This is a genomic window from Aliivibrio sifiae (assembly GCF_002954705.1).
In the GTDB taxonomy this organism is placed as follows: domain Bacteria; phylum Pseudomonadota; class Gammaproteobacteria; order Enterobacterales; family Vibrionaceae; genus Aliivibrio; species Aliivibrio sifiae_A.
Genome location: NZ_MSCO01000001.1, coordinates 1,246,628 through 1,271,140 on the forward strand (window position 1 = coordinate 1,246,628; position 24,513 = coordinate 1,271,140).

Below are 24,513 nucleotides of genomic sequence, written 5' to 3' on the forward strand. Positions count from 1 at the left end.
TTATTTTAAATATATTAAAAGAATCGACATCATTTTTGTGATCTCGATTCTTTTTTGCATTAGCTGATTAAGAGTCGTACAATGACCGACTTGTGAGTGTTCCCGACCTTTGTGTGGTTGATTGATTCTTACATCATATAAACAATCTATTATTTAGACTTATTAATTTTTAGCATGTGTTGCTTCGTGTGCAACACCACTGTAAAGGATAAAACATGCCTGTAATTACTCTTCCAGACGGTTCTCAACGTCAATTCGATAATGCTGTTTCTACTATGGATGTTGCTGCTGACATCGGTCCAGGTCTTGCGAAAGCTTGTATCGCTGGTCGTGTTGATGGCGTTCGTGTTGATGCGTGTGATTTAATTGAAAATGATGCACAACTTGAAATCATCACAGCAAAAGATGAAGATGGTTTAGAAATCATTCGTCACTCTTGTGCGCACCTTTTAGGTCACGCAGTTAAGCAGCTTTTCCCAGAAGCTAAAATGGCGATTGGTCCTACTATCGATAACGGTTTCTACTACGATATCGATATGGAGCATTCTTTAACGCAAGAAGATCTTGATAAGATTGAAAAGCGTATGAAAGACCTTGCTAAAACCAAGTACCAAGTAATCAAGAAGAACGTAAGCTGGCAAGAAGCTCGCGATGCATTCGATGCTCGTGGCGAAACGTACAAAATTGAAATCATTGACGAAAATGTATCTAAAGACGATCGTCCAGGTTTATACCACCATGAAGAATACATCGACATGTGTCGTGGTCCTCACGTTCCAAACATGAGCTTCTGCCAGAACTTTAAGATTCTGAGCGTTGCTGGTGCATACTGGCGTGGTAATAGCGACAACAAAATGCTTCAACGTATCTACGGTACTGCATTTCAAGATAAGAAACTGCTTAAGGCACACCTTATCCGCCTAGAAGAAGCTGCAAAGCGTGATCACCGTAAAATTGGTAAGCACCTTGATCTGTTCCATATGCAGCAAGAAGCACCAGGTATGGTTTTCTGGCATCATAACGGTTGGACAATCTTCCGTGAGTTAGAAGTATTTATCCGTGAAAAACTAACAGAATACGATTACCAAGAAGTAAAAGGCCCATTAATGATGGACCGTGTACTTTGGGAGCGTTCTGGTCACTGGGATAAATACGCAGAGGCGATGTTCACAACAAGCTCAGAGAACCGTGAATACGCTATCAAGCCTATGAACTGCCCAGGTCATGTTCAAATCTTTAACCAAGGTCTGAAATCATACCGTGATCTGCCATTACGTATGGCTGAGTTCGGTTCATGTCATCGTAATGAGCCATCAGGTGCTCTGCACGGCATCATGCGTGTTCGTGGCTTTACTCAAGATGATGCACACGTATTCTGTACAGAAGCGCAAGTACAAGCTGAAGTTAAGTCTTGTATCGAGATGGTTTATGATACATATACTACATTTGGTTTTGAAAACATCGTAGTTAAGCTATCTACACGTCCTGAACAACGTGTGGGTTCTGACGAAATGTGGGATAAAGCAGAAGCCGATTTAATCCTTGCTCTAGAGTCGATGAATATCGCTTATGAGATTCAAGAGGGTGAGGGCGCATTCTACGGACCGAAAATTGAATTTACTTTGCATGATTGTCTGGACCGTGCGTGGCAATGTGGTACAGTACAGCTCGATTTTGCATTACCAGAGCGTTTAGGGGCCACTTACGTAGGTGAAGATAACGAACGTCACACACCAGTGATGATTCACCGCGCGATTTTAGGTTCTCTTGAGCGATTCATTGGTATCTTAATTGAAGACTACGCAGGCTTTTTCCCAACATGGTTGGCGCCAGAACAAGCAATTGTAATGGGCATTACAGACAAACAAGCTGATTATGTACAAGAAATTGCAAAAAAACTGCAAAAAAATGGATTTAGAGTCAAAGCGGACTTGAGAAATGAGAAGATTGGCTTTAAAATCAGGGAACATACTTTGAAACGTGTTCCGTACATGCTTGTTTGTGGTGACCAAGAAATGGAAGCTGGCGAAATTGCAGTACGTACTCGTAAAGGTAAAGATTTGGGTAAATTTAAAATTGATGATTTTGTTGCATTCCTGCAGCAAGAAGTTAGTGCCCGAACGCTCAATACTGTGGAGGAATAAGGTATTAAAGGCGGAAAAAGAGCCCAACAGCCGGCTAAACAAAATGCTCATCGTCTAAACGGTGAAATTATTGGCGTTAAAGAAGTGCGCCTTACAGGTCTAGATGGCGAGTCAGTTGGTGTCGTTTCACTAAATGAAGCGTTAGACGTTGCACTTGCAGCAGGTGTCGATCTAGTTGAAATCAGCCCGAATGCCGAGCCACCAGTTTGTCGTGTGATGGACTATGGCAAATTCCTCTTCGAAAAGGCTAAGGCTGCTAAAGAACAGAAGAAAAAACAAAAACAGGTTCAGACTAAAGAAATTAAATTTAGACCTGGAACTGATATTGGAGACTATCAGGTAAAACTACGCAACCTGACTGGTTTCCTTGAAGACGGCAACAAAGTGAAGGTAACAATTCGCTTCCGTGGCCGCGAAATGGCTCACCAAAACATCGGTGTTGACGTTCTTAATCGTTTGAAAGCGGATACTGAAGAGTTTGCTCTAGTTGAATCTTTCCCATCGAGAATTGAAGGTCGCCAGATGATTATGGTGTTGGCCCCTAAGAAGAAGTAATTTAGTGCATTCAAGTAGTAAAGTGGGGTAGCTGCTCGCAGTTATCCTATTTTATTCGCCTAATTACTATATGTTTAATCACGCAACAATGCGGAGTTATATTCATCATGCCTAAGATGAAATCAAACAAAGGTGCTTCTAAGCGTTTTAAGAAAACTGCTGGTGGTATCAAATTTAAGCACGCTACGAAACGTCACATCCTGACTAAACGTACTACTAAAAACAAGCGTCAGCTTCGTCCAAACTCTCTACTTCCAAAATGTGAAGTAGCAGCAGTTGCACGTATGCTTCCATACGCATAATTTTTAGTATTTATTTAATTTTAGTTTAGGAGAGACATAATGCCTCGCGTAAAACGTGGTGTACAAGCTCGTGCACGTCATAAGAAAGTTCTAAAACAAGCTAAAGGTTACTACGGAGCACGTTCACGTGTTTATCGTGTAGCTTTCCAGGCAGTTACTAAAGCAGGTCAATATGCTTACCGTGACCGTCGCAACAAAAAGCGTGTTTTCCGTCAACTTTGGATCGCTCGTATCAATGCTGCAGCTCGTCAAAACGAGATGTCTTACAGCCGCTTCATTAACGGCCTTAAGAAAGCATCTATTGAAATCGATCGTAAGATCCTAGCTGACATCGCTGTATTCGACAAAGTAGCATTCGCTGCTCTTGTTGCTAAAGCGAAAGCTGCTCTTTAATTAGAACAGTTTCAAAGGCTTAAGACTAAATAAGGAGAGCACTAGCTCTCCTTTTTTATGCCTGTAAGATAATCCACTAATCCACTAATCCACTAATCCACTAATCCACTAATCGGTCTCATATTCAGTTTGTAGCGATTTATTGCATTTATAATATTTTTGAATCAATGTCAGGTTTTGTAAAAGAATTACAGCTACTGTAAATCTACTTTTGATTTATTTATGAAAGCATATTATTGATGCAATTAATTCAATCTAATGAGTATAGATGATGCGTAAATTTACAATTTTGCTTCTTTTATTGTGGCTACCTTCTTTTGTTTCATCGTTTTTTGAACTCGATAATATCATGAACTTGCGTAAGCAACTTATTGTATTAACAGGCTGGCTTGGCTTTGCTTATATGGGAGCTGCGATAATTCTTTCTGCACGATTTAAGTGGGTAGAACGTTTAGTAAAGGGGCTAGATAAAAGTTATGTGCTGCATAAGAAATTAGGGATCTTTGCATTTGTCACTTTGATCTTACACTGGTTAGTTATTAAAAGCGCTCACTGGGCAGTGCAACTTGGTTGGCTTGTCCGTCCATCTCATAGCGGAAAAGAAAGAGTAATCACAGGGATTGATTGGATGTCAGTTGCTGAAAAAGTAGGAGACATATCATTTAAGTTTTTCATCATTTTTACCATTATCAGTTTAGTCGAAAGAGTCAGTTATAAAAAATTTAAAGGGATCCATAAAATTGGTGGAGCATTAATGCTAGCCGGTGTGTTTCATACTCTGTTTCTGATCAAATGGGATCTTTCATTAATACCAATGAATATCGCAATTGTACTGATATCTGTTATCTCAGTTTGGTGCGCAATACTTTCGCTAACAGGTTCTATTGGTAAGAAAAATAAAATAAAAGGTAAAGTAATACAGGTTGATAAATTTAAGGGTGGATCAGATTTAACAGCAGTAATTCGTCTAAAAATTAAGCTTGAAAACTCACTGCAATATAAAGAAGGTCAGTTTGCTTATATCAATTTCCATGACGGTGAAGCGCCTCATCCTTTTTCTATTCTAAATTATGATGAAGACACAAAATTAGTTGAATTTGGGATAAAAGATCTTGGTGATTACACTCATCAATTAGTTAATGAGATCAAAATAAGAACGAAAGTGACAGTGGAGGGAGGCTATGGATACTTTCAGGTGTCATCTGATGCTAACCAAGTATGGATAGGGGCTGGAATTGGTATTATTCCACTACTTTCACGACTATATTGGCTTCAAAAAACATCTAGTACAGCTCAAAATAAGATTAAAAAGATTCATCTATTTTATTGCGTAAATAGTGAAAAAGAAGCGTTTTTTAATACTGAAATTAAAGCGATTCTAGGTAGTATGGATTTTATTGAATTACATCTTGTTGAATCAAAGAAAGGCAATAGGCTAACGCCTGAACAAGTCTTGAAGAAAGTTGGTAATAAAGTTTATTCAGTTAGCTTTTGTGGGCCAGAAGCCTTTGGGATGAGTTTAAAAAATGCGTTGGTTGAAGATGGCTTACCAGAAAATGCTTTCCATAAAGAAATCTTTAAAATGCGTTAGTTACAATAGATAGTAAATATAGAAATAAAAGAGTGAACAGTAAGTCTGTACGCTCTTTTATATAATGCGATACATAGTAAATTTGTTATGCTGCAAAAACCACCGGTATATCCAAAGTAGGGTGTGGTTGAACTAATGTTGTATGCCCATAGACCTTTTCTATCATTTCAGGTGTTATTGCCTTCCATGGTGTTCCATCAATTTGTAGTTTTCCATCTTGTAATACGATAACTCTGTCTGAATATTGGGCTGCTAAATTCAAATCATGTAATACCACAATAACAGCTGCACCTTCATTAGCTAATTCTCTCGCTAATCTTAATGTCTTATGCTGATGAGAGAGATCCAGAGCAGACGTAGGTTCATCTAACATTACGATCTTTTGCTGATGTTGACTCACTTGCGTCAGAACTCGAGCCAAATGAACTCGTTGTTTTTCACCTCCTGATAGTGATGGATATAACCTATTTATTAAGTGATTAATATCTGTTTTATTCATCATATCATTAGTGATTTTATGCAAGTCTTGGTTTGAAAGTCCTAGCGGCAAACCACCAAGTTCAACAACTTCGTGAACATTAAAGGCAAACGAAAGCGTACTGTGCTGTGGAAGAACACCAAGTCGCTTTGCTAGCTCATTACTATTCCATTGATCGTTCATTTTCCCAAAATAACGAATGTCATTGAAAGATGATATCTCGTTACATAATAGCTTTAATAGTGTGCTTTTCCCGGCACCATTAGGCCCAAGTAGAGTAGTAACCTCACCACAATGAAGGTCTAAATTGATATTATCTAAAATCATTTTAGATCCAATGTGGTAGGAAATATTTTTTGCTGAAATAGCTAACGTAGAATGGCTCATTAAATTTTACCTCGCTGGGTAAATAATAAGTATAAGAAGAAAGGCGCACCAATAATGGCAGTCACGATACCTACAGGCAATTCTGCCGGACTAACCGCGACTCGGGCAAACATATCAGCTGCAGTTAATAAAAGCCCTCCAAGTAATGCTGAAAGAGGTAACAAGGTTTTATGGTTTGGCCCAGATAACATGCGACCAAGGTGAGGAATTATTAACCCAATAAATCCTATCATTCCAGATAAACTAACCGTGATACCAACACCAACCGCGCTTAAAATGATCATGCGCTTCTTTAGTGATTGAACATTAATGCCTAAATGTTTTGCCTCAGCTTCGCCAAGAAGTAGGGCATTAAGTCCAGATGCGTTTTTCATAAATAAAACAAGTAAAGTGATAAGACCAATGCCTGCAAGTAGTAAGTCATTCCATTTTGCTCCAGCTAATGATCCCATCGACCATAAAGAGAGATCACGAAGCATTTGATCATCAGCAATGAAATTTAAATAACCAATCCCAGCACCGGATAAAGCACTAATGGCGACACCAGCAAGTAGCATTACTGTAATTGAGGTACCAAATTTACTGGTTCCTAATCGATAAACAATTAAAGTCGTTAATGCACCACCAAGAAAAGCGAAGATAGGCACTGCGGCAAAATTCATAAATAGAGGGAATTGCTCAGTAATTGATGAAAATAGAACAATAGCTAAGGCGGCTCCAAGTGCAGCGCCTGCTGAAACCCCAATAATTCCAGGTTCAGCTAAAGGGTTGCGAAATAAGCCCTGCATAACAACACCGGAGATCGCTAATATGGCACCGACAAGCATACAAAGAATGGTTCTTGGTAAGCGAACTTGGTGAATAATTAAATCAATATGAGCAGGGATAGCAGAAGTAGACCAAGGAGCAAGACTGTGAAAACTATCACTTAGTGTAATGTTCATTGGCCCAGTTGCAATGGAGCTAACTGCAATAAGTAGAAGAGAAAAAGTACTCAACCATAATAATTTCGAATAAGAGATATATTTTAACAACATAATCACGACTTAAGGATAAAGAAGGGTATTTAAACGTGCGGCTTCATCAAGCGTAGCCAAGCCAAGGCCACCAACCAATGCAGAACCATCAATACCAATGATTTGTTTATTAATCCCCGCAGGTGTTGAGGCTAATGTAGGAATGGATTTAATAATATTATCTATACCTTCTAATTTGGCTAAGCTACGGTTGCTAACAAGAACAACATCAGGCTGCATTGAAATCATCGCTTCTATAGAAAGTGGTTTAAATGATGAAATTAGGGTTTGCGCTGGATTGATTCCACCAGCAAGCTGTATCATTTCATCCATTGTGGTTTCTCTTCCCGCAACGTAAGGAGCACGACCTTCATGAAGTAATAAATAGAGAACCTTTTTCTGCTTTGATTTTTCTGGAATATTATTGTTTAGTTGAGTCACTTTTTTATTAACTTCATCTTTAATATGTTGTGCATTGTTCTGGTGATGAGTAAGTAACGCAATTTCGTCGATACGCTCTAATAAGCCTTTTATCGTTGGTTTTGTATTTACTACATTTACTTTGATATTCGATTGAGCTAGTAAATCCAGTGTTGTTTGTGGTCCCATCTCATTTGATCCAATGAGTTGAGTTGGTTGCAATGCAAGTAACCCTTCAGCGGATAATTGGCGGTGGTAACCAATTTTGGGTAACTTAGATGCTTGTGGCATCTTACTGGTGACATCAACAGCAACAAGAGACTCTTGTGCATTTAATGCATAGATTAATTCAGTAACTGCGCTTCCTGCACTGATAATTCGCTCTTGAGCGAAGGTGATTGAGGGCATAGAGGAAATGATTAAAGCAAGTAAAGCTGAGGCCAATTTGAATTTGTTCATGATTTATTTTCATCCATTAAAATTTGAGTTGCTTTGATTTTATTGTCTTGTAAGAAGGCGAGTAATTTGACCATATGTTGAATTTCAGCTGATTTATCAGAGGCGATGACGACTTGAAAATCTGGCTTTTGTTTTACTTGAATTAATAATATTTGTGTAAAACTCTCCCAAGAAGAGTAAGACTTTCCATCTAATCCCCAATAAGGCGCTTTTTCTAAAATATTTACTGTAAGAGATTTACTATCTACATCTGATACCGCTTCTGTTTCTGCGCTAGGCAAGCTAACTTCAAGGGATTGAAGCTTTACAGTGGCTGTTAATAGAAGAAATACCATCACAATAAAAATGATATCTAGCAGAGGGGTTAGATCTGGCTGCAAGGAGTCAGAATGGCTTTCTGTCGTGAGTTTTATCATGCCAAGTGCTCTTTATTTTTTGATACTTCATTTCTTAAGTCTGGTTCATCACTGATAAAAACGCCCTCAATCCATAAATTGGTATAGTTTAGCGAATGCTCCAAGCGAGAAAAAATACGGTCAGCCCATAACCCTAACAGTTGGGCACTTGAAATAGCAGGTAAGGCTATCATTAAACCAATCGCAGTGGTTCGCATTGCAAGGCCTAATCCATCAGCAAGAATATTTGGTGTAATTGAGCCAGTGGTAGCGGCAACATCTTTAAACATATCAATAAGACCAAGTACGGTGCCTAATAGCCCCAATAATGGGCTGATCATACCTATCAAAGATAACAGTCTAAGTCCTGAGCGTAGTTGGTATCGTTTCTCTTGTAACCATAAGCCAGCGACATCTTCACGAAGAGTTTTAGTGAAATTACGATGTGCAAGTAGCATAGCATTGCCTTTTGCAGATAAAGCTCTGCGATGTTTTAATGACTTAATTAATAGATGAATGTTTTGGTTATCGTCTTTATTTAATTGTGCTAAAGATTTTTTAATTGAGTTATGTGAACTACCAGAAAAAAGTAATAGTTGAATTATTCGTTCAATCACTAATGCCAACGTAATGAGAGAGCAGGCTAAAAGCGGCAATGCAATGATGCCTAATTGAGAGTATAAATGGGAAAAATTGAGCATGTTGATATCCATACAACTAGTTTAGAGAGAATCGAACAGGGATCTGAACGCGATGAGCGATAGCCTGACCATTAATAACTTGTGGTGAAAATTTCCAATCGCGTATAGCGTTAAGTGCTGCTTCATCAAGTACGCTTGCCCCAGAAGAAGTGATGAGCTCTTGTTTAATTTGTTTTCCTTTTTCATTCAGCCAAATCTCATATAAAGCGGTTCCTTCAACCCCTTTACGCTGTGCAATTCGAGGGTAACGAGGAGCGCTAGGACGCTTAAGGAAGTTCGGTTTTTGAATTAACTGTGGTTTCTCTGTTGCCCCTGATTTTGATGCAACAGGTTTTGCTGTACTGTCTGTTTTTGCAATGTCTTGTTTTGTTTTTGTTACTGATTTTTTAGGTGTAGGTTTTGATTTCGCTTGTTCTACTGCTGGTTTTGGTTGTTTCTTAACTGGTGGTTTAGAGTTACTTGGCTTTATTTTTGAAGTTTTTTTTGTATTTTCTACTTTCTTATTTACCGTTTTTTGGGTTTTAACCGTTTCCACTTTTTTTGGCAGAGTTTCATTTTTCTGCGGCTCGCTTTTTTTAACTGAAGACATTGCTGGTGCGCTAGGAGCAACAAACTGAATATTTACTTGTGAAGATTGACTTCCTGTTGGCATAGCAAATGCTTTCTTTTCTGGCACAGACCAAAGCAGAGCGGTGTGAACAGCTAAAGAAAAACCAACGGCAGCAAGGTAACGAAAGTTCAGCACGAATAACTCCATATCAAATTTATACCAATCAAGATTGGTATTTACACATCAAAAGATAGGAATATTATAAACGGAATGGAAATGAGATCAATTATCAATTGTATTATCATTTAAAAATAATTTATGATGTTAGAAGAAACGAAGCTCTTAGCGGTAAAGAGCAGAGAAGTAGAATTGAAATCATGAATAAACAGATAAATTTACATCATCTACCCACATCAATCTTAGGTGAAAACACTCCAGAACCTTTGCTTTATGCTTTTCAAAGAAAATCATCAGCTCATGCTGGTGGGGGTTCACTTCCTATTAATCAGGCGCATTTTACTGAGCACTTTGATAATGCATTGTCAGAAACAACAGAATTAAGCAATCACCGTTGCTTATACGTACATATTCCTTTTTGTCGTGTGCGTTGTACGTATTGTAATTTCTTCCAACATGCGTCAAGTAAAAGTCTCGTTGCCGATTATTTTAATGCCTTGATGATTGAGTTGAAATGGAAAGCGCAATTAGCTTGGACACAAGCTGCCCCATTTCATGCGGTCTACATCGGCGGGGGAACACCAACGGATCTTAGTGCGGATCAAATTGAGAAGTTAGGTAAAGCGATTTGTCATTATTTTCCTCTAACAACAGACTGTGAAATTACGTTAGAAGGACGTATTAATCGATTTGATGAAGAGATGTTTGATAAATCACTGGAAGGTGGGTTCAATCGGTTTTCCTTTGGTGTGCAAAGCTTTAATACCAAAGTTAGGCGTTCAGCAAAACGCTTAGATGATAAAGAGTATGTGTTAAGACGAATTCAAGAACTTAGTCAATCTAACCAAGCCCCAATTGTGGTGGACCTTCTTTATGGTTTGCCATATCAAACAACAGAGGTGTGGCAACAGGATCTAAAGGATTTCTTAGAAACAGGAGCCCATGGTGTTGATTTGTATCAGCTGATTGAAATGGGCGGGACGCCAATGAAGGGAATGATTGAAAACGGTAAATTACCTCAACCCGCGTCAACAGAAGAAAAAGCGTATATGTACCAATACGGTGTTGATTTTATGAATAAACATCATTTGCGTCGTCTTAGTGTTAATCACTGGGCTAGAGATAATAGAGAAAGAAGTATTTATAACAGCTTAGCGAAAACAACCGCGGAAGTATTGCCTGTTGGTTGCGGTGCAGGAGGTAATGTTGGCGGTGTTGGTATAATGCAACATCGTACGTTAAGCGCTTATATAGAGGCAATTAATACTCACCAAATGCCAATAGCTATGATGACACAATCTGCAGCATCGGCAGGATTGCTTTCTATGATCAAAGCAGGGTTTGATCGTGGGGTTTTATCACGCCAGTTATTACAACAGCATTCAAAGCAAGATATGTTTAATTACTTAATGCCCCTATTTAAGCACTGGCAAAAAAATGGATTAGTTACCGTTAATGATGATTATTTAAGCCTGACATTAGCGGGGGAGTTTTGGTCGGTAACATTGGCTCAAGGAGTTATATCTGCGCTATCTTTAGCTAACGAAAAAGCAGCATAAATCAGATATAAATTTAAAAGTAGAAGAGACAGATATTCATGAAAAAAGACGTTATAGAACTACTAAAACAAAACCCTTCATTGCTGCCAAGTGATATTGCTAAGCAATTAGAACTATCAGAATGTGCGGTCGTAAAATATTTACCAGAAGAAATGGTCACGTTAATTGATGGGATAAAAGCTCAAGAGGTCTTAGAGGGCCTAGTCGGTTTTGGTGATGTCACGACTATTATCCATTCATTCGGTTCAATTTTTGAAGTAAAAGCCCCATTTCCTAAAGGGAAGCTTGCCCACGGTTACTATAATTTAATGGGGCGCAATGGTGAGTTACACGGTCACTTAAAATTGGATTTAATTACGGATATAGCACTTGTAAGTAAACCATTTAGAGGGACAGAAAGTCATTACTTTGGATTCTTTGACCAGAGCGGCCATTCGGTTTTTAAAATTTACTTAGGTCGTGATAAAAAGCGCCAACTTATCCCTGAACAAGTTAGTGCTTTTAATGTCTTAAAACAAAAATATAAATAAGTTAGTCAGAATGTAATTTAGAGGGAAATAAAAATGAGTTCAGCTGTTAAGCAAGAAAGATTACAAAATCGCCTAGGTCCAGAAATTCAAGAGTTTCGAGATTCTCGTAAAACGCTGCAATTAGCAACCGTGGATTGTGAAGGAAAACCAAACGTGAGCTATGCGCCATTTGTTTTATTGGATGATGGTTACTATATATTGATTTCTGAGATCGCACGTCATGCTCGTAATTTACTTCAAAATCCAGACGTTTCATTAATGCTAGTAGAAGATGAGGATACGTCTAAACAACTATTTGCACGTAAGCGTCTGACCTTTGATGCAACAGCCATATTAGTTGAACGTAGTGAAGATAAATGGCAACAAGCAGTCTCAGAAATGAAAGGTCGTTTTGGTGAGATTATTGATGGTTTGAGTTCATTAGAAGATTTTAAAATGTTCAGATTAAAGCCAATACAAGGTCTATTTGTAAAAGGATTTGGCCAAGCTTTTCAAGTTAGTGGCGATGATCTTGTAGACTTTGTTCATTTGGAAGAAGGTCATAAAAAGCGAGAGACAGCTTAATTTGGACGTAATTTTGATGACTTAATCTATGGCCAAGCTAACTAATAGCTTGGTTTTTTATAATTAATATACCCCACGTTTTAACTCCTATATCTATAATTACCGTATAAAAAACCAATTAAATTGGCACGATTTTTAGTTTGATTGATTTTCAAGCGTGAAAGTGCCGTTGATCGCATAATCTTTAACCAAAATAGGTATCTTGTTTTTTACTGATATTATCTGTTCTTAATTACAATAAGTTATTGATTAATTTGTTATTTAAATTAAATTCGGAATGTATATGCAGGATGCAAATCAAACTCAATTTGGACTTGATGTAGCAACAATAGAATTACCACTTCAAGTATATGAATTTTCAGGTGAAGAAATATTAGGAGATAACTACCAGTTTGATATTACGTTTGTGTGTGAAGAGCCTGATTTAGAATTAGCACAATGGTTACAATTGCCTGCTAGATTAGTCATTCAACATTTTAATCAAGAAGCGCCGGAGAATACCAAGCGTTATGTACATGGAGTGATTGAATCGATAGAACAGTTGAGTTCCTCTTTTCGTTTTAGTACCTACCGATTGACTCTAGTACCTATTTTTAGTCTATTAAATTATCGAAAAAACTTTCAAATTTTTCAAAATAAATCCGTTCCAGAAATCATTTCAGATATTTATCGACAAGCAGGAATACTGAGCCACCATTTCGTTATTGAATTATATAATACACACGTACCCCGAGATTATTGTGTGCAATATGGTGAATCAGACGATCAGTTTATTTCACGATTAATGGCTGAGGAAGGACTCGTTTCTTACTTTGAACATACAGAGCTTGGCTCTAAATTAATCATTTCAGATGGAAAAGAAACGTATACCGCTTTAGCACCATTATCGGTTGTTACTGACAGTGGAATGGTGCAAGAGGGGGATACAATCCACTCTCTTAAAGTAAAGCACCAAGTTCAAGTCGGTAAAGCGTCAGTTAAAGATTATATGTTTACTCATCCATCTCAGTCTATTTTGGGGGAAGTACAACATCAAGAGCAAGATAAGCAAAGTAGTGAAACTGCATTAGACCATTATCAGTACCCAGCAAATCAAGCGAATTACTCAAAAGCAAAGCAGCAAGCAAAATTGAACCTAGAGCAACGTCGGATTAGTTCTATGGAACTGGTCGGTAGTAGCAACAGTGCGCAGCTTGCAGTAGGGTATTTTCAACCAATAAATAATGCCTCTAATCCTGATTGGGATATCAATTGGTTATTAACCAAGATTGTACATTCAGGTATACAGCCTCAAGTAATGGAAGAACTTGCTGATGGTGGATCTTGTTATTATTGTGATTTTACAGCTACCCCTTGGTTTGTTCCGTATAAATTAGCGAGTGTTAAAAAACCATACATTCGTAATATCGATACCGCGATAGTGACTGGGCCAGAAAGTGAAGAGATTTATTGTGATGAATATGGGCGAGTAAAAGTGCAATTTCATTGGGATAGAAATGGCCAAGCTAATGAAAAAACCAGTTGTTGGCTTCGTACTTCGCAGGGTTGGGCTGGTAATCAATATGGTCAATTTGTATTACCAAGAATAGGACACGAAGTAATAGTCAGTTTTTTACATGGTGATCCAGATAAACCGATAATTACAGGTTCGTTATATAACGGGAATAATAAACCACCATATACACTGCCAGAGCATAAAACACGCAGTACATTTAAAACATCAAGCTCCATTGGTGCAGATAATTTTAATGAGCTGCGCTTTGAGGATAAAAAAGCGTCAGAGCAGATCTATATTCATGCAGCGAAAGACATGGATAGCCAAATTCAAAACAACCGTACCAGCGAGATATTTAATGATGATCACTCTGTTGTGCATCATGATCAATTTCATCAAATCACCAAAGATAATCATCTGACCGTGCAATCAGATAATTTAAGCTCAATTAAAGGTGACGCACACCAGCAAGTATCAGGCTCTGTTCAACAAAAAATTCAAGGAAGTCGGCTTGAACAAATAGGCACCGAGTTACACATTAAGGTGGGTAATAAAGCAGTCCTTGATGCAGGTAGTGAACTGACCATCACCACAGGCAGTAGCACAATGAAGTTAGATTCAGGTGGCATTCATCTACTTGGAGCGGCTATTGATTTAAATAAAGGCGGCAGTGCAGGAAGCGGCAGTGGGTATGCAGGTATTACAGCAACCCAACCCGTCATGAAGCAGAGTGAAGCTGCAAGCAGTGTGGCTGAAACCGCAACGGTCTCTGAATACACAAGAAGTAAAATTAACGCTGCTCATCAGATAGAAGCACTAAAAACATCGGATCCTGTTTGTGAGGAGTGTGAGCAAGAGCAGGGGCAAGAATAATGGAAATGCAGTGCTATGATTCTTTGGCTATTGATGATTTCACTTCCGTCTATTTGATGCTAGACACAAGTCAGAGTGTTGACGTATTAAAACAATTGTATCAATTAGACACGGTGATCGAGCAAGAACCTCTTTATTTGTATGAGCCTTGGGATGATTTGATATCTGTCTCTCCTTATTTGGTAAAAGCAACGCCTGCTATTGCACAATGGTTTGAAAGTCAACGTGGTCAACTAGACGGTTTCTTATTCAGTTCGGCGTTAGATCTAGAAAGCCTTGCAGAGCATTTTAGAGGTTTGATTAAGGTTCAATCGCCTTATGGTTCATCCATCATATTAAAATCCGCGGATTCAGGGTGTGCCAATATTTTATTCTCAACAGGAACAGATTGGTATTGGCAACACATTGATGACGTTTGGCTTCCATATAAAAAGGGATGGGCACATTACCTATCGCCTTGCATTGAGATGAAAAGCATCAAACCTTATCGTTTAACGGATGAACAATGGCAAGCGTTAGGAGAGTTAGCGACTGAAAATGCCTATGCCTATGTACTTAATCATGTGGAGTATTTCTTCCCACATTGTTTAGAGGGCGTGATAGATAAACAAAAATGGATTCAGTATTGGTTCGATGCCGCTTACAGCAGAGGGTTTCAAAATGAGACTGACGTCTGTCTATTTATGAATGTGATGGGCTATTTAGGAAAAGAAGCGATTACAACCGATAAATACCCCAAAATCACCGAATTGATCTATCAAACATCGCAGCAAACCCCAGAACAAAGAATCAAACAAGCGGCGGATTTGGCCTATCAATATCGTCACTCTATACAAAAGGATTTACAAGAATGAGCGAAGCAAACAATGCAGCCATGTGTGGCAGTAAAAAAGATGCGAAAAACCCAGCAGGGGCTTGTCCTGTAAAGTTTGGTGTTATTGACATCATTCCGGTTCGTTATGCGATTGATGATATGGATAATGAAGAAAAAGAGCAAAAACACTCATTACTTGATACCCATAAAGGGAACGGTTTTTTTGATGTTGCTCATTCAAAATATACATTAAGACAATTAAGAGACGGTTGGCTTTACGTTTATAGCAATAAAGATAAAACCTTTCATGAATATCAGGTGAAAGGCACTCAATTCATTAAAATGGATTGGGGCTCAAATGAAGCCGATAAAGCACCGGAAGAGAGAGGGAAAGCAGGAGAGGCTAAAAGCTGTTTGTCTTACTCTAAGAATGACATGGTAACGATATCATTTTCTCACCAACGTTGGACATGGCGTTTATGTGAACATATGCGCTCAAATAGTCAATGTCGTAATGAATGGATGCGAATTGTCGACTTAAAAACCTATTCAAACACATTAGAAATAGAACACGGTGGTGGCATGCGTGATTTTGCCCATGCTGTTGCTGATATTGGTACACCAAAACCCTCTGATACCTTGTTTGGAAAAACATGTTCACCATTAAAAGATGATGATCCCTCTGATGATGAGTTTCATCTCGCTACCCATAAGAAACCCGTATTAGAAACCGATTATCAATGTGATTTACTAGAAAAGAACAGCGCTTTGTATATCGCACTGGATGATCAGTTGGCTGATATAACGGATCTGTTTTTGAAGTTGTCAGAAACATACGTTCGTATTGTTGAATTACAAGGGACAGAGGAGGATGAGTACAAAGCTCAAATGGCTGAATTAACACGATCTTTAGCAAGGGTGACATTTAGTGATGATCAACTTCCTGAAAATATTAAATCAGATCCAATTGAACGGTTAAAACTAGAAATAGAGATAAATGAGTATTTATATCAAGAGCAAAATGTCCAACAATCTTCAGCATCTTATGAATATCATGTCGGCGAAGGGGTAGAAAATACCTCATGGTATAAGGCGTTAGAAGCGAAAAAACAAACCATAAAAGAGCGGTTTAATTTTGAAATCAAAAAGGAACATACTTCTCAATGGAAAAGGCAATATCGAAATTTTGATGAAATTCGATGGAATGAATTAAATGAATACCTATTTGAAAAATACGACAAATTATCAGAAGTAGAAATATTAAACAGTAAGTTAGTTTATCAGCATAAAGAGGTAACAGATGCCATTGAACAGATGGGTATCGACCCTATGTATTTCGGGATTGATAATCAAACAGAGGTTGGTCAACGTTATTTATCTGAACTATTTTCACCAATAACCGTCGAGCTTGTTCAATCGGGTTTTAATGTTCCTGAGATTAAGCATTATCTAGAAGAAATGTTAGATCTGAGTAACCCAAACAATCTATTAGCATTAGCCCCATTTGCTTACTCAAAAGAAGTGGTGAATGAGTTAACCACTTATTCTGAAGGTGGAGCTGCACTTAATATGAGCAGTCCTAGTGACATGATCGCACTGCATACTCGATTATCAGAATTCGATACATTAACAGGTGACGTAAGAATTCAAGATTCTGATTGGTATAAGCTGCTTCATATCGATATTAAAGCCGTGTTTGCTGCATTTATTGCCAGTAATAAAACCAATCCGATATTGCAATTTCGACCTTCGATGGAGATGCTCAACGCAATCCAACCTCGAACTAATCAATTCAGTGCACTTAGTTTTATGACTCGTTTCAGAGTTCTCATCATGGAAAATCTAGCAGATAGCAGTTTTATTGTTTCTGTAAATCCTAATTACCCTAAAGAACTGGCGGCATTTAATAAAAAATATGATCAGTTTTTATTATCTAACAGTAAAACAATGGCTGCGATTATTCGGAAAGAACAATTTGCTGCCGTGTTAGTACAAAAAACGTCTGAATTTATTTCAGAGAACATGCCTCAAATGCTTAAGGTTTCACAAAACGGCTCAATGGTAAACGTAAAAGGAGCAATCAGCAAAGGCGTGGCAGAGAGTTGGGCTGCATATAAGAATACAAAAGCAGATCTTGTTAGTTTTTCAGAAAGGAAGTGGAAAGGGTCTGCAAGTTGGAATGGGGTTGTTGCAGCATTAAATATTTGGAATTCAATAACCGTTTTTTCAAATTTACTTCAAAGAAACCAAGAGAGTAAGACGACAGAGGAATATAAATCAGTCGCCGCAGAGGTTGTTTATACGGCTTCTTGGACAGTAAACGCGTGCGCCTTGGTATCAAGAGACGCTGCATGGGCTGAAGTGATGAAAGATAAGCGTCTATTGAAATTACAAAGAAATAAAGCTCTTGTATCAAATAAAAAACTCATTACTAAATTTGTAAATCTAACTCGATTAGTAGCTGTTACTGGATTAATCGCCAGTGTGTCTGAAATTTATTATGTCTATAAACGCTTAGATAGTCCTCTTTTGTCCAAAGAAGAAAGGATGGCAGAGATTCTAAAATCAGGATCATTAGTAGGCCAAGCATTTATTTATTCTACTCAATTAATATCATGTTTTATGAATGGAACCATTGGTGCTATTTTTGCTCCTTGGATGGTTATAGGGTTGGTTATTTTTGGTGTAATTTATATTGCTGCAACCGTATTTATTAATATGTTTAAACGAACCGATATGGAGTTGTGGTTAGTGCAATCCATATGGGGAGTAAAGACGGCTAAGTGGGCACCAGAAATTGAGCTAGTTAACTTGCAAAACATATTAAATAAACCTGTTGCCCAGATAGACACCGGAATAGTTAGAACGTATCAGTCAAGCTCTGATTCAGACAAACAATGGACGTTAACTATTGAGTTACCTGATTACTTATCTGATAAATGGTTTGGAATTAAAGTGATTAAAAGCTCATCTAAAAAAGCAATAAAACATTATAATTTCATTGGAAATAATGAGGTCAACCAATCAGAAGTAGAAGTCAATTTTACTAAAGTAAATAATGATAATAATTGTTATAAAATGAAAATTGAACGGAACCATTCAGAAGATATTTCTAATATAACTATTTATTTAGATGTTTTAGCCAATAGAACACCTCATGTTATTTCTTATTCCGGCTTTCAAGGTGGTAGTGGGGATATAAATCTAAATATAAATATAAATAAGATTACTTCATTTAATGACTATTCAAAAAATACAAATTTAGGTATAGAAATTGTGAGGTTAAATAATGCTAACTCATAAAGATATAGAAAATACAGACAAAATAGAAACCATGAGAATGGCCTTATATAACGAAGAAGTGCTTTATGAGTATGAAACCATAGAGCATCAATATTTGGGGTATTTTGCTGGTATTGGTTTTTTTAGTGTTATGAGTTGGATGTTATATGACTTTAGTCAAGATATGCTAGATACAGGTGGTGTGGTGGCATTGAGTTTACTTACCATTTTCATGACATTGTTTTTTATCTTTTTTGGTTCTGCAGACATAAAGCGGATTTACAAGTTAACTAAAAACGGAATATTAACCGAGCAGGCAGATGTGGTGCCTGAGTACGCTTATCGATGCATACGAATGATAGGCCGAGTTGGTGTTGTTGTATGTTTAGTTGCAGTTGTTTTTGTTGGCCCTATGGCGTTCGTTGGAGCAGGAGCCAGTGCGTTACTCTCATTCAAATTGGTTAACTTTAGGTTGAAACCTATGATGTTTGAAACGTTGTATTTTGATGAGTCCGCGATATTTAAAGCAAACAAAGAAAATTATATTGATATCACACCAAACTCAACGTTGTTTTTGTCATTGGATAGTATTTTTTGTAATAAAGATAATGTAGATGATATTTTTAATACTTTAAAAGAATTCTATCCAAATGGTCATTTTTATGAGGTTGAGAAAGAAGATGATATTTATGAGCATGAAAAATTTAAAGAGTTCTTACACCCAATGGGTCAAGATTGATGTGACATTGCAAGGATGCGTTAAATAATGCTAACTCATAAAGATATAGAAAATACAGACAAAATAGAAACCATGAGAATGGCCTTATATAACGAAGAAGTGCTTTATGAGTATGAAACCATAGAGCATCAATATTTGGGGTATTTTGCTGGTATTGGTTTTTTTAGTGTTATGAGTTGGATGTTATATGACTTTAGTCAAGATATGCTAGATACAGGTGGTGTGGTGGCATTTAGTTTACTTACCATTTTCATGACATTGTTTTTCATCTTTTTTGGTTCTGCAGACATAAAGCGGATTTACAAGTTCACTAAAAACGGAATATTAACCGAGCAGGCAGATGTGGTACCAGAGTACGCTTATCAATGCATACGAATGATAGGTCGAGTGGGTGTTGTTGTATGTTTAGTTGCCGTTGTTTTTGTTGGCCCTATGGCGTTCGTTGGGGCAGGGGCCAGTGCATTACTCTCATTCAAACTGGTTAACTTTAGGCTGAAACCTATGATGTTTGAAACTTTGTATTTTGAGGAGTCTGTGATAATAAAGTCTTCAAAAGCAAATTATGTATCAATACTACCCAATGCAGATTTATTAGTTTCAGGGAATGGTTTTATCAGTAATGGTAAAAATATTAATCAAATTTTCAATACCTTAAGGGAATTCTATCCAAATGGTCATTTTTATGAGGTAGAGGAAGAAGATGATATTTATTCCCATTATAAATATAAAGAGTTCTTACATCCTATGGATCAGGATTGATGTGAAATGGTAAGGATGCGGTTAAATAATGCATGATAAAGACAATGAATTAGAACTTGAGCGTGAACTTCAAGAATTACCTATTATTTATCAATGGGAAGCTATTAGGTGCGATAGGGCTAGTTATGCTTTGCGCTGGATGATTGCTATTGGTTCATCACTATTTGTTTATGGTGGTTTCTATTTACTTATTAAAGATAGTGAGACGATAATTCCGTTATTGCTAATGGGTATAGCTATGGCTCTGGTATCACGTTATTTATTTCTTGCTGATGAGCATATTTGTTTTTATTTAACGGAAAAAGGCATTCACTTTACAACAGAACAGATAATCCCTGAAATGGCGTATAAAGTGATGAGAGGTTTTGCTTGGTTTGGTGTGGCGGTAAGTTTTTTGGCTGTAACTATAATAGGGCCCATGGCTTTTATTGGGGCTGGCGCCTGTGCATTGTTGTCATTTAAAATGACAGGGTTTGAGTCAAAAATCAGCAAGTCATACATACTTTTTTCTGATGAATATACTTTATTTGATATTAGAAAAGAGGATGCTTTTGCAATTATAAGCCATCCATATGATTTATATGCTTCATACGAATGGCTATTTTATTTACCTAAAGACCGAGAAGAGATAAAGAATCATCTATTAAAGGTATTTCGTAAAAGTAGATACATTGAAATAAACCACCCTAAGGAAATAGATAACTACGGTCCATTTGAATCCTCTGAAATACCAAAATAATAATACAAAAAACATAAAAAAAAGCGGCGATGACGCCGCTTTGAACTAGCCAATTAACGTTGAATTTTATTCATTTTTAGAATTTGTAATCTAACTCAATGCCCCAGTTACGACCTGCTTGAGCTTGACGGTCAATGCCATCATCACCAGCTTCAGTCCCAATCATGTCGTTGTATAGCCAGTACTGTTTATCAAGCGCATTGAATAAGCCACCACGAAGCGTTAAATCTTTCATTGGTTTGTAGTAAGCGGTTAAATCAACCAAGGTGTAGCCTGCAACATCAATGTTTTCATGACCAACGTTTGACCATTTATCTTTTGCCGCAACCATATTTATATTTAATAAAGCACCGTAAGTATAGCCAACAGAGTCATAACCTAAACCTAGATTTGAAGTGAGTGGAGCTACACTGTCTATTGATGCTCCCGTCTTTTTATCTCGACCTTCAGCATAAGCAATACTTAACTTAGAATAAGTACCTTGAGGTGCATCAAATGCTTCATCTAATAAATAAGTAGAACTAAACTCAACACCATAAATTTCTACAGAGTCGATATTCTCTTTCGTGTAATGTTCTTTTCCATCGTTCGGGCCACCAACGACTTTACCTAAGTATTGTTGGTTGATGAAATCAGAGTAATCATTATAGAAAGCAATTAACTCAACTTGTGCAGCATTAGATTGTGCTCGAATACCTGTTTCATAAGAGATACTGCTTTCAGCTTTAAGATCAGGATTGGCATCAATGACGGTACCACTGTCATAGAAGTAGTACATATCTTGCAGAGTAGGGGCTTTAAAGCCTTGGCTTACTTGAGCAAGTACACTGAAGTTATTGTTTATATGATAAACCGAACCTAATTTAGCCGTAAATGCGTCATTTTTGCTATCAGGATATTCTGTTTTAAAGCCGTCATTGGTTTCAGGTTTTGCTTCAAATGAGTCATAACGTAAACCAGCAGTTAGCACTAATTGTTCATCAAGTAGGAAAGCTTGGTCCTGTGCAAAAATACCGTATTGAGTCATTGTTGCATCTGGCATATCGGTATGTCCGGGGCCAGATGTGCCTTGGTCGTATTTATAATCGGTGTTTTCAGTTGCAAACTTGTTTTGTCTAAAGCTTAGACCGTAAGTGATTTGATGGAATCCTTCTCCAAACTCGGCAATTTTATCAAACTGTGCGTCAAATTGGATTGAATCATCGTTGGCAATACGTTCACGCATACGGCGACCACTGCCGTAAGGCCCAGTTGAAGTATCATAGTTTTCAGATAATGATTCAGTTTGTTGTACATTTAATTTTGATTCTAGCGTATCGAATAGCGCATTATTAGCTGTCCATTCATGCTCTAAACCAACGCGTAATCGAGTTGTTGTATCCTTATTGTAGTTATCGTAATAAGTAATGATAGGTACCCCTCTACTCATCATAGAATAACCATTTTGGGAAAGTTCATCTTCATCATATTGTGATGTGTAATACTCGACAGTAGTGCCGATGCGATGCGAATCATTTAATTGGTAAAAGGCTTTTGCTAATAGGTTACCAATTTGTGCATCCGCTGGGTTTGCTGCTCCACGATCTGGGCCTTCAATATCAGCACCATTAGAATGGGTTTGTGATTCACTGCCTTTTTTATACGTTAGCATGACTAGAGTTTCTAGTTCAGCAGCGCGCATTGCCCAAGTACCCGTTGTCTTTGTGCTTGAGTCTACGCTGTTATAGCCTGTTTTTACTTCAAAAGCGTTTTCGTCTCCCTCGGTTCTTAAAATATCTTCAGGATTTTTAGTCTCCATTAGGACGGTGCCACCAAGTGCATCAGAGCCATAAAGCGTAGAAGAGGGGCCTTTATTTACCTCAATCGCTTTTAGCGTATCAATCTCAATCGTACTTGGGTATTTACGTTGTTCGTTTGAGCCTGGGTTGTACGGGGTAGGTTGTTGGACACCATCCACGAGTACTTTAATTCGGCTATCGCTCATGCCGCGAATTGTAAATCCAGATAAGCCAAAACGACCACCGCCATTAGCTGTTACACCAGGTGTATATTTTAAAGCATCTTGAACATTAGTTGCCATTGTTTTATCTATATCAGCAGCCGTAACTTTTGATATAGAGCTCGATACATCTTTAATGTTTTGTTCTGTTCGAGTGGCTGAAACAACAACCTCATCAAACATCGTTGCATTCCCATTAGAAGAGGTTTCAGCATGAAGAGTGGGAGAAATGGCAATCAAAATAGAGGCGGCTAAAAGTGTTTTTTTATTAGACATGTTAATTCCTTGAAAGTGTCTGGTCTCATAATTCGGAAAGATGATACATACTGCGAATGATAATTACTATCGTTTTCATTTGATCTTTTGTGTTTTTGTTCTATGACGTGAAAATTTGAATAAAATAAAAATGATAGCCATATAAAAAGAGGGGAATTGACAAGTGTTCGACAGGCATTTGGCTAAGAAAAGTACTTTTTTCTATTAGATTAGCTATTTTATCCAATTCAGTTTGGATTTAGCGCCGTGATTTATTACTATGTGCTGATATGTATTTTACTCGCAACGGATACCACCAATAAGTGGATGAGGAAACGATGCAACATCTAGACGAGATCATTGCCAATGCAACGGCAGAAATTGAACAAGCAGGCTCTTTAGTCGCTCTGGACGAAGTCCGTGTTCAATACTTAGGTAAAAAAGGGCATTTGACACTTCAGCTTCAAGGTCTAGGTAAACTAGATCCTTCAGAGCGTCGTGAAGCAGGTCAACTGATCAATAAAGCAAAGCAAGCGGTTCAAACGTTATTAGTTGAACGTAAAGACTCTCTTCAAACTGCAGAGCTTGAAGCGAAACTTGCTGCTGAAACTATCGATGTAAGCCTTCCTGGCCGTCGTATCGAGAACGGTGGTTTACACCCAGTTACTCGTACCGTTGAGCGTATTGAGCAATTCTTTGGTGAATTAGGTTTCAGCACTGAATCTGGCCCTGAAATCGAAGATGCATTCCATAACTTCGATGCACTAAATATTGCAGACGATCACCCAGCACGTACTGACCATGATACGTTCTTCTTTAACCCTGATCTAATGCTACGTACGCATACATCAGGTGTTCAGATCCGTACAATGGAAAATGGCAAACCACCATTCCGTTTTATCGCTCCGGGCCGTGTTTACCGTAACGATTACGATCAAACTCACACACCAATGTTCCACCAAGTGGAAGGTATGTTAGTTGATGAGAACGTAAACTTTGCACAACTTAAAGGTATTCTTCACGATTTCCTTTGTAATTTCTTTGAAGAAGAAGTTGAAGTGCGTTTCCGTCCTTCATTCTTCCCATTCACAGAACCTTCTGCTGAAGTTGATGTGAAGCGTAAAGATGGCAAATGGTTAGAAGTATTAGGTTGTGGCATGGTTCACCCTAACGTACTTCGCTCTGTTGGCATCGACCCTGAAAAATACTCAGGCTTTGCGTTTGGTATGGGTGTTGAGCGTCTAACTATGCTTCGTTACGGCGTAAATGACCTTCGTGCGTTCTTCGAGAACGACCTTCGTTTCCTTAAACAATTCAAGTAATTCGGGGCTAGAAAT

Annotated in this window: 22 protein-coding genes; 15 read left to right on the forward strand and 7 right to left on the reverse strand. The window is 37.8% G+C overall.

All coding sequences use genetic code 11. The features are described from left to right. The first annotated feature begins 215 nt into the window (after positions 1-215). The 5 genes from thrS (at position 216) to BTO22_RS05560 (ending at position 4,985) form a co-directional block, all read left to right on the forward strand. The gene (gene thrS, locus BTO22_RS05540) at positions 216-2,144 is read left to right on the forward strand and encodes a threonine--tRNA ligase (RefSeq protein WP_105054621.1); all 1,929 of its coding nucleotides are present in this window, start codon (positions 216-218) and stop codon (positions 2,142-2,144) included. Positions 2,145-2,147: 3 nt separating this feature from the next. Beyond that, positions 2,148-2,699, forward strand: a complete 552-nt coding sequence (gene infC, locus BTO22_RS05545) for a translation initiation factor IF-3 (RefSeq protein ID WP_081091546.1) — start codon at positions 2,148-2,150, stop codon at positions 2,697-2,699. A 107-nt stretch (positions 2,700-2,806) separates the two neighbouring features. Continuing rightward, on the forward strand, positions 2,807-3,001 hold the full coding sequence (gene rpmI / locus BTO22_RS05550) for a 50S ribosomal protein L35 (RefSeq protein ID WP_005419080.1): 195 nt from the start codon (positions 2,807-2,809) through the stop codon (positions 2,999-3,001). 39 nt (positions 3,002-3,040) lie between these two features. Then, positions 3,041-3,394, forward strand: a complete 354-nt coding sequence (rplT, locus tag BTO22_RS05555) for a 50S ribosomal protein L20 (protein WP_045102152.1) — start codon at positions 3,041-3,043, stop codon at positions 3,392-3,394. 268 nt (positions 3,395-3,662) lie between these two features. Beyond that, on the forward strand, positions 3,663-4,985 hold the full coding sequence (locus BTO22_RS05560) for a ferredoxin reductase family protein (RefSeq protein ID WP_258132462.1): 1,323 nt from the start codon (positions 3,663-3,665) through the stop codon (positions 4,983-4,985). Positions 4,986-5,070: 85 nt separating this feature from the next. On the opposite strand, the gene BTO22_RS05565 is transcribed toward BTO22_RS05560, so the two are convergent. Genes BTO22_RS05565 through BTO22_RS05590 form a run of 6 tightly spaced genes read right to left on the reverse strand, consistent with a single transcriptional unit; the run spans position 5,071 to position 9,586 of the window. After that, positions 5,071-5,850 (reverse strand): heme ABC transporter ATP-binding protein, encoded by a 780-nt coding sequence (locus BTO22_RS05565; RefSeq protein WP_105054622.1) that lies wholly within the window; start codon positions 5,848-5,850, stop codon positions 5,071-5,073. After that, positions 5,850-6,887, reverse strand: a complete 1,038-nt coding sequence (locus tag BTO22_RS05570) for a FecCD family ABC transporter permease (RefSeq protein ID WP_105054623.1) — start codon at positions 6,885-6,887, stop codon at positions 5,850-5,852. Before BTO22_RS05570 ends, BTO22_RS05565 begins: the two co-directional genes overlap by 1 nt. A gap of 9 nt (positions 6,888-6,896) precedes the next feature. Next, positions 6,897-7,745, reverse strand: a complete 849-nt coding sequence (locus BTO22_RS05575; protein ID WP_105054624.1) for a heme/hemin ABC transporter substrate-binding protein — start codon at positions 7,743-7,745, stop codon at positions 6,897-6,899. Next, positions 7,742-8,161, reverse strand: a complete 420-nt coding sequence (locus tag BTO22_RS05580) for an ExbD/TolR family protein (RefSeq protein WP_105054625.1) — start codon at positions 8,159-8,161, stop codon at positions 7,742-7,744. The genes BTO22_RS05575 and BTO22_RS05580 overlap by 4 nt, the downstream gene beginning before the upstream one ends. Then, positions 8,158-8,841: a MotA/TolQ/ExbB proton channel family protein gene (locus BTO22_RS05585; protein WP_105054626.1), complete on the reverse strand. Its 684-nt coding sequence runs from the start codon at positions 8,839-8,841 to the stop codon at positions 8,158-8,160. The genes BTO22_RS05580 and BTO22_RS05585 overlap by 4 nt, the downstream gene beginning before the upstream one ends. Before the next feature lie 16 nt (positions 8,842-8,857). After that, positions 8,858-9,586 (reverse strand): energy transducer TonB, encoded by a 729-nt coding sequence (locus BTO22_RS05590; RefSeq protein WP_181044569.1) that lies wholly within the window; start codon positions 9,584-9,586, stop codon positions 8,858-8,860. 182 nt (positions 9,587-9,768) lie between these two features. Here BTO22_RS05590 and hutW point away from each other — a divergent pair, with 182 nt between their 5' ends. The 9 genes from hutW to BTO22_RS05635 all read left to right on the forward strand — a co-directional run bounded on the left by hutW (position 9,769) and on the right by BTO22_RS05635 (position 20,922). Further along, positions 9,769-11,127 carry a heme anaerobic degradation radical SAM methyltransferase ChuW/HutW gene (gene hutW / locus BTO22_RS05595; protein WP_105054628.1) on the forward strand — a complete coding sequence of 453 codons (1,359 nt, stop codon included), beginning with the start codon at positions 9,769-9,771 and terminating at the stop codon, positions 11,125-11,127. Between the two features lie 38 nt (positions 11,128-11,165). After that, on the forward strand, positions 11,166-11,657 hold the full coding sequence (gene hutX, locus BTO22_RS05600; RefSeq protein ID WP_105054629.1) for a heme utilization cystosolic carrier protein HutX: 492 nt from the start codon (positions 11,166-11,168) through the stop codon (positions 11,655-11,657). A 33-nt stretch (positions 11,658-11,690) separates the two neighbouring features. Continuing rightward, positions 11,691-12,221 carry a heme utilization protein HutZ gene (gene hutZ, locus BTO22_RS05605; RefSeq protein ID WP_105054630.1) on the forward strand — a complete coding sequence of 177 codons (531 nt, stop codon included), beginning with the start codon at positions 11,691-11,693 and terminating at the stop codon, positions 12,219-12,221. A 283-nt stretch (positions 12,222-12,504) separates the two neighbouring features. Continuing rightward, positions 12,505-14,589 carry a type VI secretion system tip protein TssI/VgrG gene (gene tssI / locus BTO22_RS05610; RefSeq protein ID WP_105054631.1) on the forward strand — a complete coding sequence of 695 codons (2,085 nt, stop codon included), beginning with the start codon at positions 12,505-12,507 and terminating at the stop codon, positions 14,587-14,589. Then, positions 14,589-15,443, forward strand: coding sequence for a DUF4123 domain-containing protein (locus BTO22_RS05615; RefSeq protein WP_105054632.1), 855 nt, complete (start codon positions 14,589-14,591; stop codon positions 15,441-15,443). Before tssI ends, BTO22_RS05615 begins: the two co-directional genes overlap by 1 nt. Continuing rightward, positions 15,440-18,706 (forward strand): T6SS effector BTH_I2691 family protein, encoded by a 3,267-nt coding sequence (locus BTO22_RS05620; protein WP_105054633.1) that lies wholly within the window; start codon positions 15,440-15,442, stop codon positions 18,704-18,706. The genes BTO22_RS05615 and BTO22_RS05620 overlap by 4 nt, the downstream gene beginning before the upstream one ends. After that, positions 18,693-19,424 (forward strand): hypothetical protein, encoded by a 732-nt coding sequence (locus BTO22_RS05625; protein ID WP_061028585.1) that lies wholly within the window; start codon positions 18,693-18,695, stop codon positions 19,422-19,424. The genes BTO22_RS05620 and BTO22_RS05625 overlap by 14 nt, the downstream gene beginning before the upstream one ends. 27 nt (positions 19,425-19,451) lie before the next feature. Then, complete coding sequence (locus BTO22_RS05630; protein WP_105054634.1) at positions 19,452-20,183, forward strand: hypothetical protein; 732 nt, start codon at positions 19,452-19,454, stop codon at positions 20,181-20,183. 28 nt (positions 20,184-20,211) lie between these two features. Then, complete coding sequence (locus BTO22_RS05635; protein ID WP_105054635.1) at positions 20,212-20,922, forward strand: hypothetical protein; 711 nt, start codon at positions 20,212-20,214, stop codon at positions 20,920-20,922. A gap of 76 nt (positions 20,923-20,998) precedes the next feature. Here the strand turns inward: BTO22_RS05635 and BTO22_RS05640 are convergent, their stop codons facing one another. After that, a complete protein-coding gene (locus BTO22_RS05640; protein WP_105054636.1) occupies positions 20,999-23,197 on the reverse strand; it encodes a TonB-dependent hemoglobin/transferrin/lactoferrin family receptor in 2,199 nt (732 codons plus the stop codon). Between the two features lie 317 nt (positions 23,198-23,514). Here BTO22_RS05640 and pheS point away from each other — a divergent pair, with 317 nt between their 5' ends. Further along, positions 23,515-24,498 (forward strand): phenylalanine--tRNA ligase subunit alpha, encoded by a 984-nt coding sequence (gene pheS / locus BTO22_RS05645; RefSeq protein ID WP_045102137.1) that lies wholly within the window; start codon positions 23,515-23,517, stop codon positions 24,496-24,498. Positions 24,499-24,513 lie beyond the last annotated feature (15 nt).

What these genes read in the sequence shown, in the direction of transcription:
- hutW (WP_105054628.1), top strand. Translation starts at nt 9,769, where the DNA reads ATGAATAAACAGATAAATTTACATCATCTACCCACATCAATCTTAGGT.
- thrS (WP_105054621.1), top strand. Translation starts at nt 216, where the DNA reads ATGCCTGTAATTACTCTTCCAGACGGTTCTCAACGTCAATTCGATAAT.
- hutX (WP_105054629.1), top strand. Translation starts at nt 11,166, where the DNA reads ATGAAAAAAGACGTTATAGAACTACTAAAACAAAACCCTTCATTGCTG.
- BTO22_RS05635 (WP_105054635.1), top strand. Translation starts at nt 20,212, where the DNA reads ATGCATGATAAAGACAATGAATTAGAACTTGAGCGTGAACTTCAAGAA.
- BTO22_RS05585 (WP_105054626.1), bottom strand. Translation starts at nt 8,841, where the DNA reads ATGCTCAATTTTTCCCATTTATACTCTCAATTAGGCATCATTGCATTG.
- rpmI (WP_005419080.1), top strand. Translation starts at nt 2,807, where the DNA reads ATGCCTAAGATGAAATCAAACAAAGGTGCTTCTAAGCGTTTTAAGAAA.
- tssI (WP_105054631.1), top strand. Translation starts at nt 12,505, where the DNA reads ATGCAGGATGCAAATCAAACTCAATTTGGACTTGATGTAGCAACAATA.
- BTO22_RS05580 (WP_105054625.1), bottom strand. Translation starts at nt 8,161, where the DNA reads ATGATAAAACTCACGACAGAAAGCCATTCTGACTCCTTGCAGCCAGAT.
- rplT (WP_045102152.1), top strand. Translation starts at nt 3,041, where the DNA reads ATGCCTCGCGTAAAACGTGGTGTACAAGCTCGTGCACGTCATAAGAAA.
- BTO22_RS05615 (WP_105054632.1), top strand. Translation starts at nt 14,589, where the DNA reads ATGGAAATGCAGTGCTATGATTCTTTGGCTATTGATGATTTCACTTCC.
- BTO22_RS05560 (WP_258132462.1), top strand. Translation starts at nt 3,663, where the DNA reads ATGATGCGTAAATTTACAATTTTGCTTCTTTTATTGTGGCTACCTTCT.
- BTO22_RS05620 (WP_105054633.1), top strand. Translation starts at nt 15,440, where the DNA reads ATGAGCGAAGCAAACAATGCAGCCATGTGTGGCAGTAAAAAAGATGCG.
- pheS (WP_045102137.1), top strand. Translation starts at nt 23,515, where the DNA reads ATGCAACATCTAGACGAGATCATTGCCAATGCAACGGCAGAAATTGAA.
- BTO22_RS05625 (WP_061028585.1), top strand. Translation starts at nt 18,693, where the DNA reads ATGCTAACTCATAAAGATATAGAAAATACAGACAAAATAGAAACCATG.
- hutZ (WP_105054630.1), top strand. Translation starts at nt 11,691, where the DNA reads ATGAGTTCAGCTGTTAAGCAAGAAAGATTACAAAATCGCCTAGGTCCA.
- BTO22_RS05565 (WP_105054622.1), bottom strand. Translation starts at nt 5,850, where the DNA reads ATGAGCCATTCTACGTTAGCTATTTCAGCAAAAAATATTTCCTACCAC.
- BTO22_RS05640 (WP_105054636.1), bottom strand. Translation starts at nt 23,197, where the DNA reads ATGTCTAATAAAAAAACACTTTTAGCCGCCTCTATTTTGATTGCCATT.
- BTO22_RS05570 (WP_105054623.1), bottom strand. Translation starts at nt 6,887, where the DNA reads ATGTTGTTAAAATATATCTCTTATTCGAAATTATTATGGTTGAGTACT.
- BTO22_RS05575 (WP_105054624.1), bottom strand. Translation starts at nt 7,745, where the DNA reads ATGAACAAATTCAAATTGGCCTCAGCTTTACTTGCTTTAATCATTTCC.
- BTO22_RS05630 (WP_105054634.1), top strand. Translation starts at nt 19,452, where the DNA reads ATGCTAACTCATAAAGATATAGAAAATACAGACAAAATAGAAACCATG.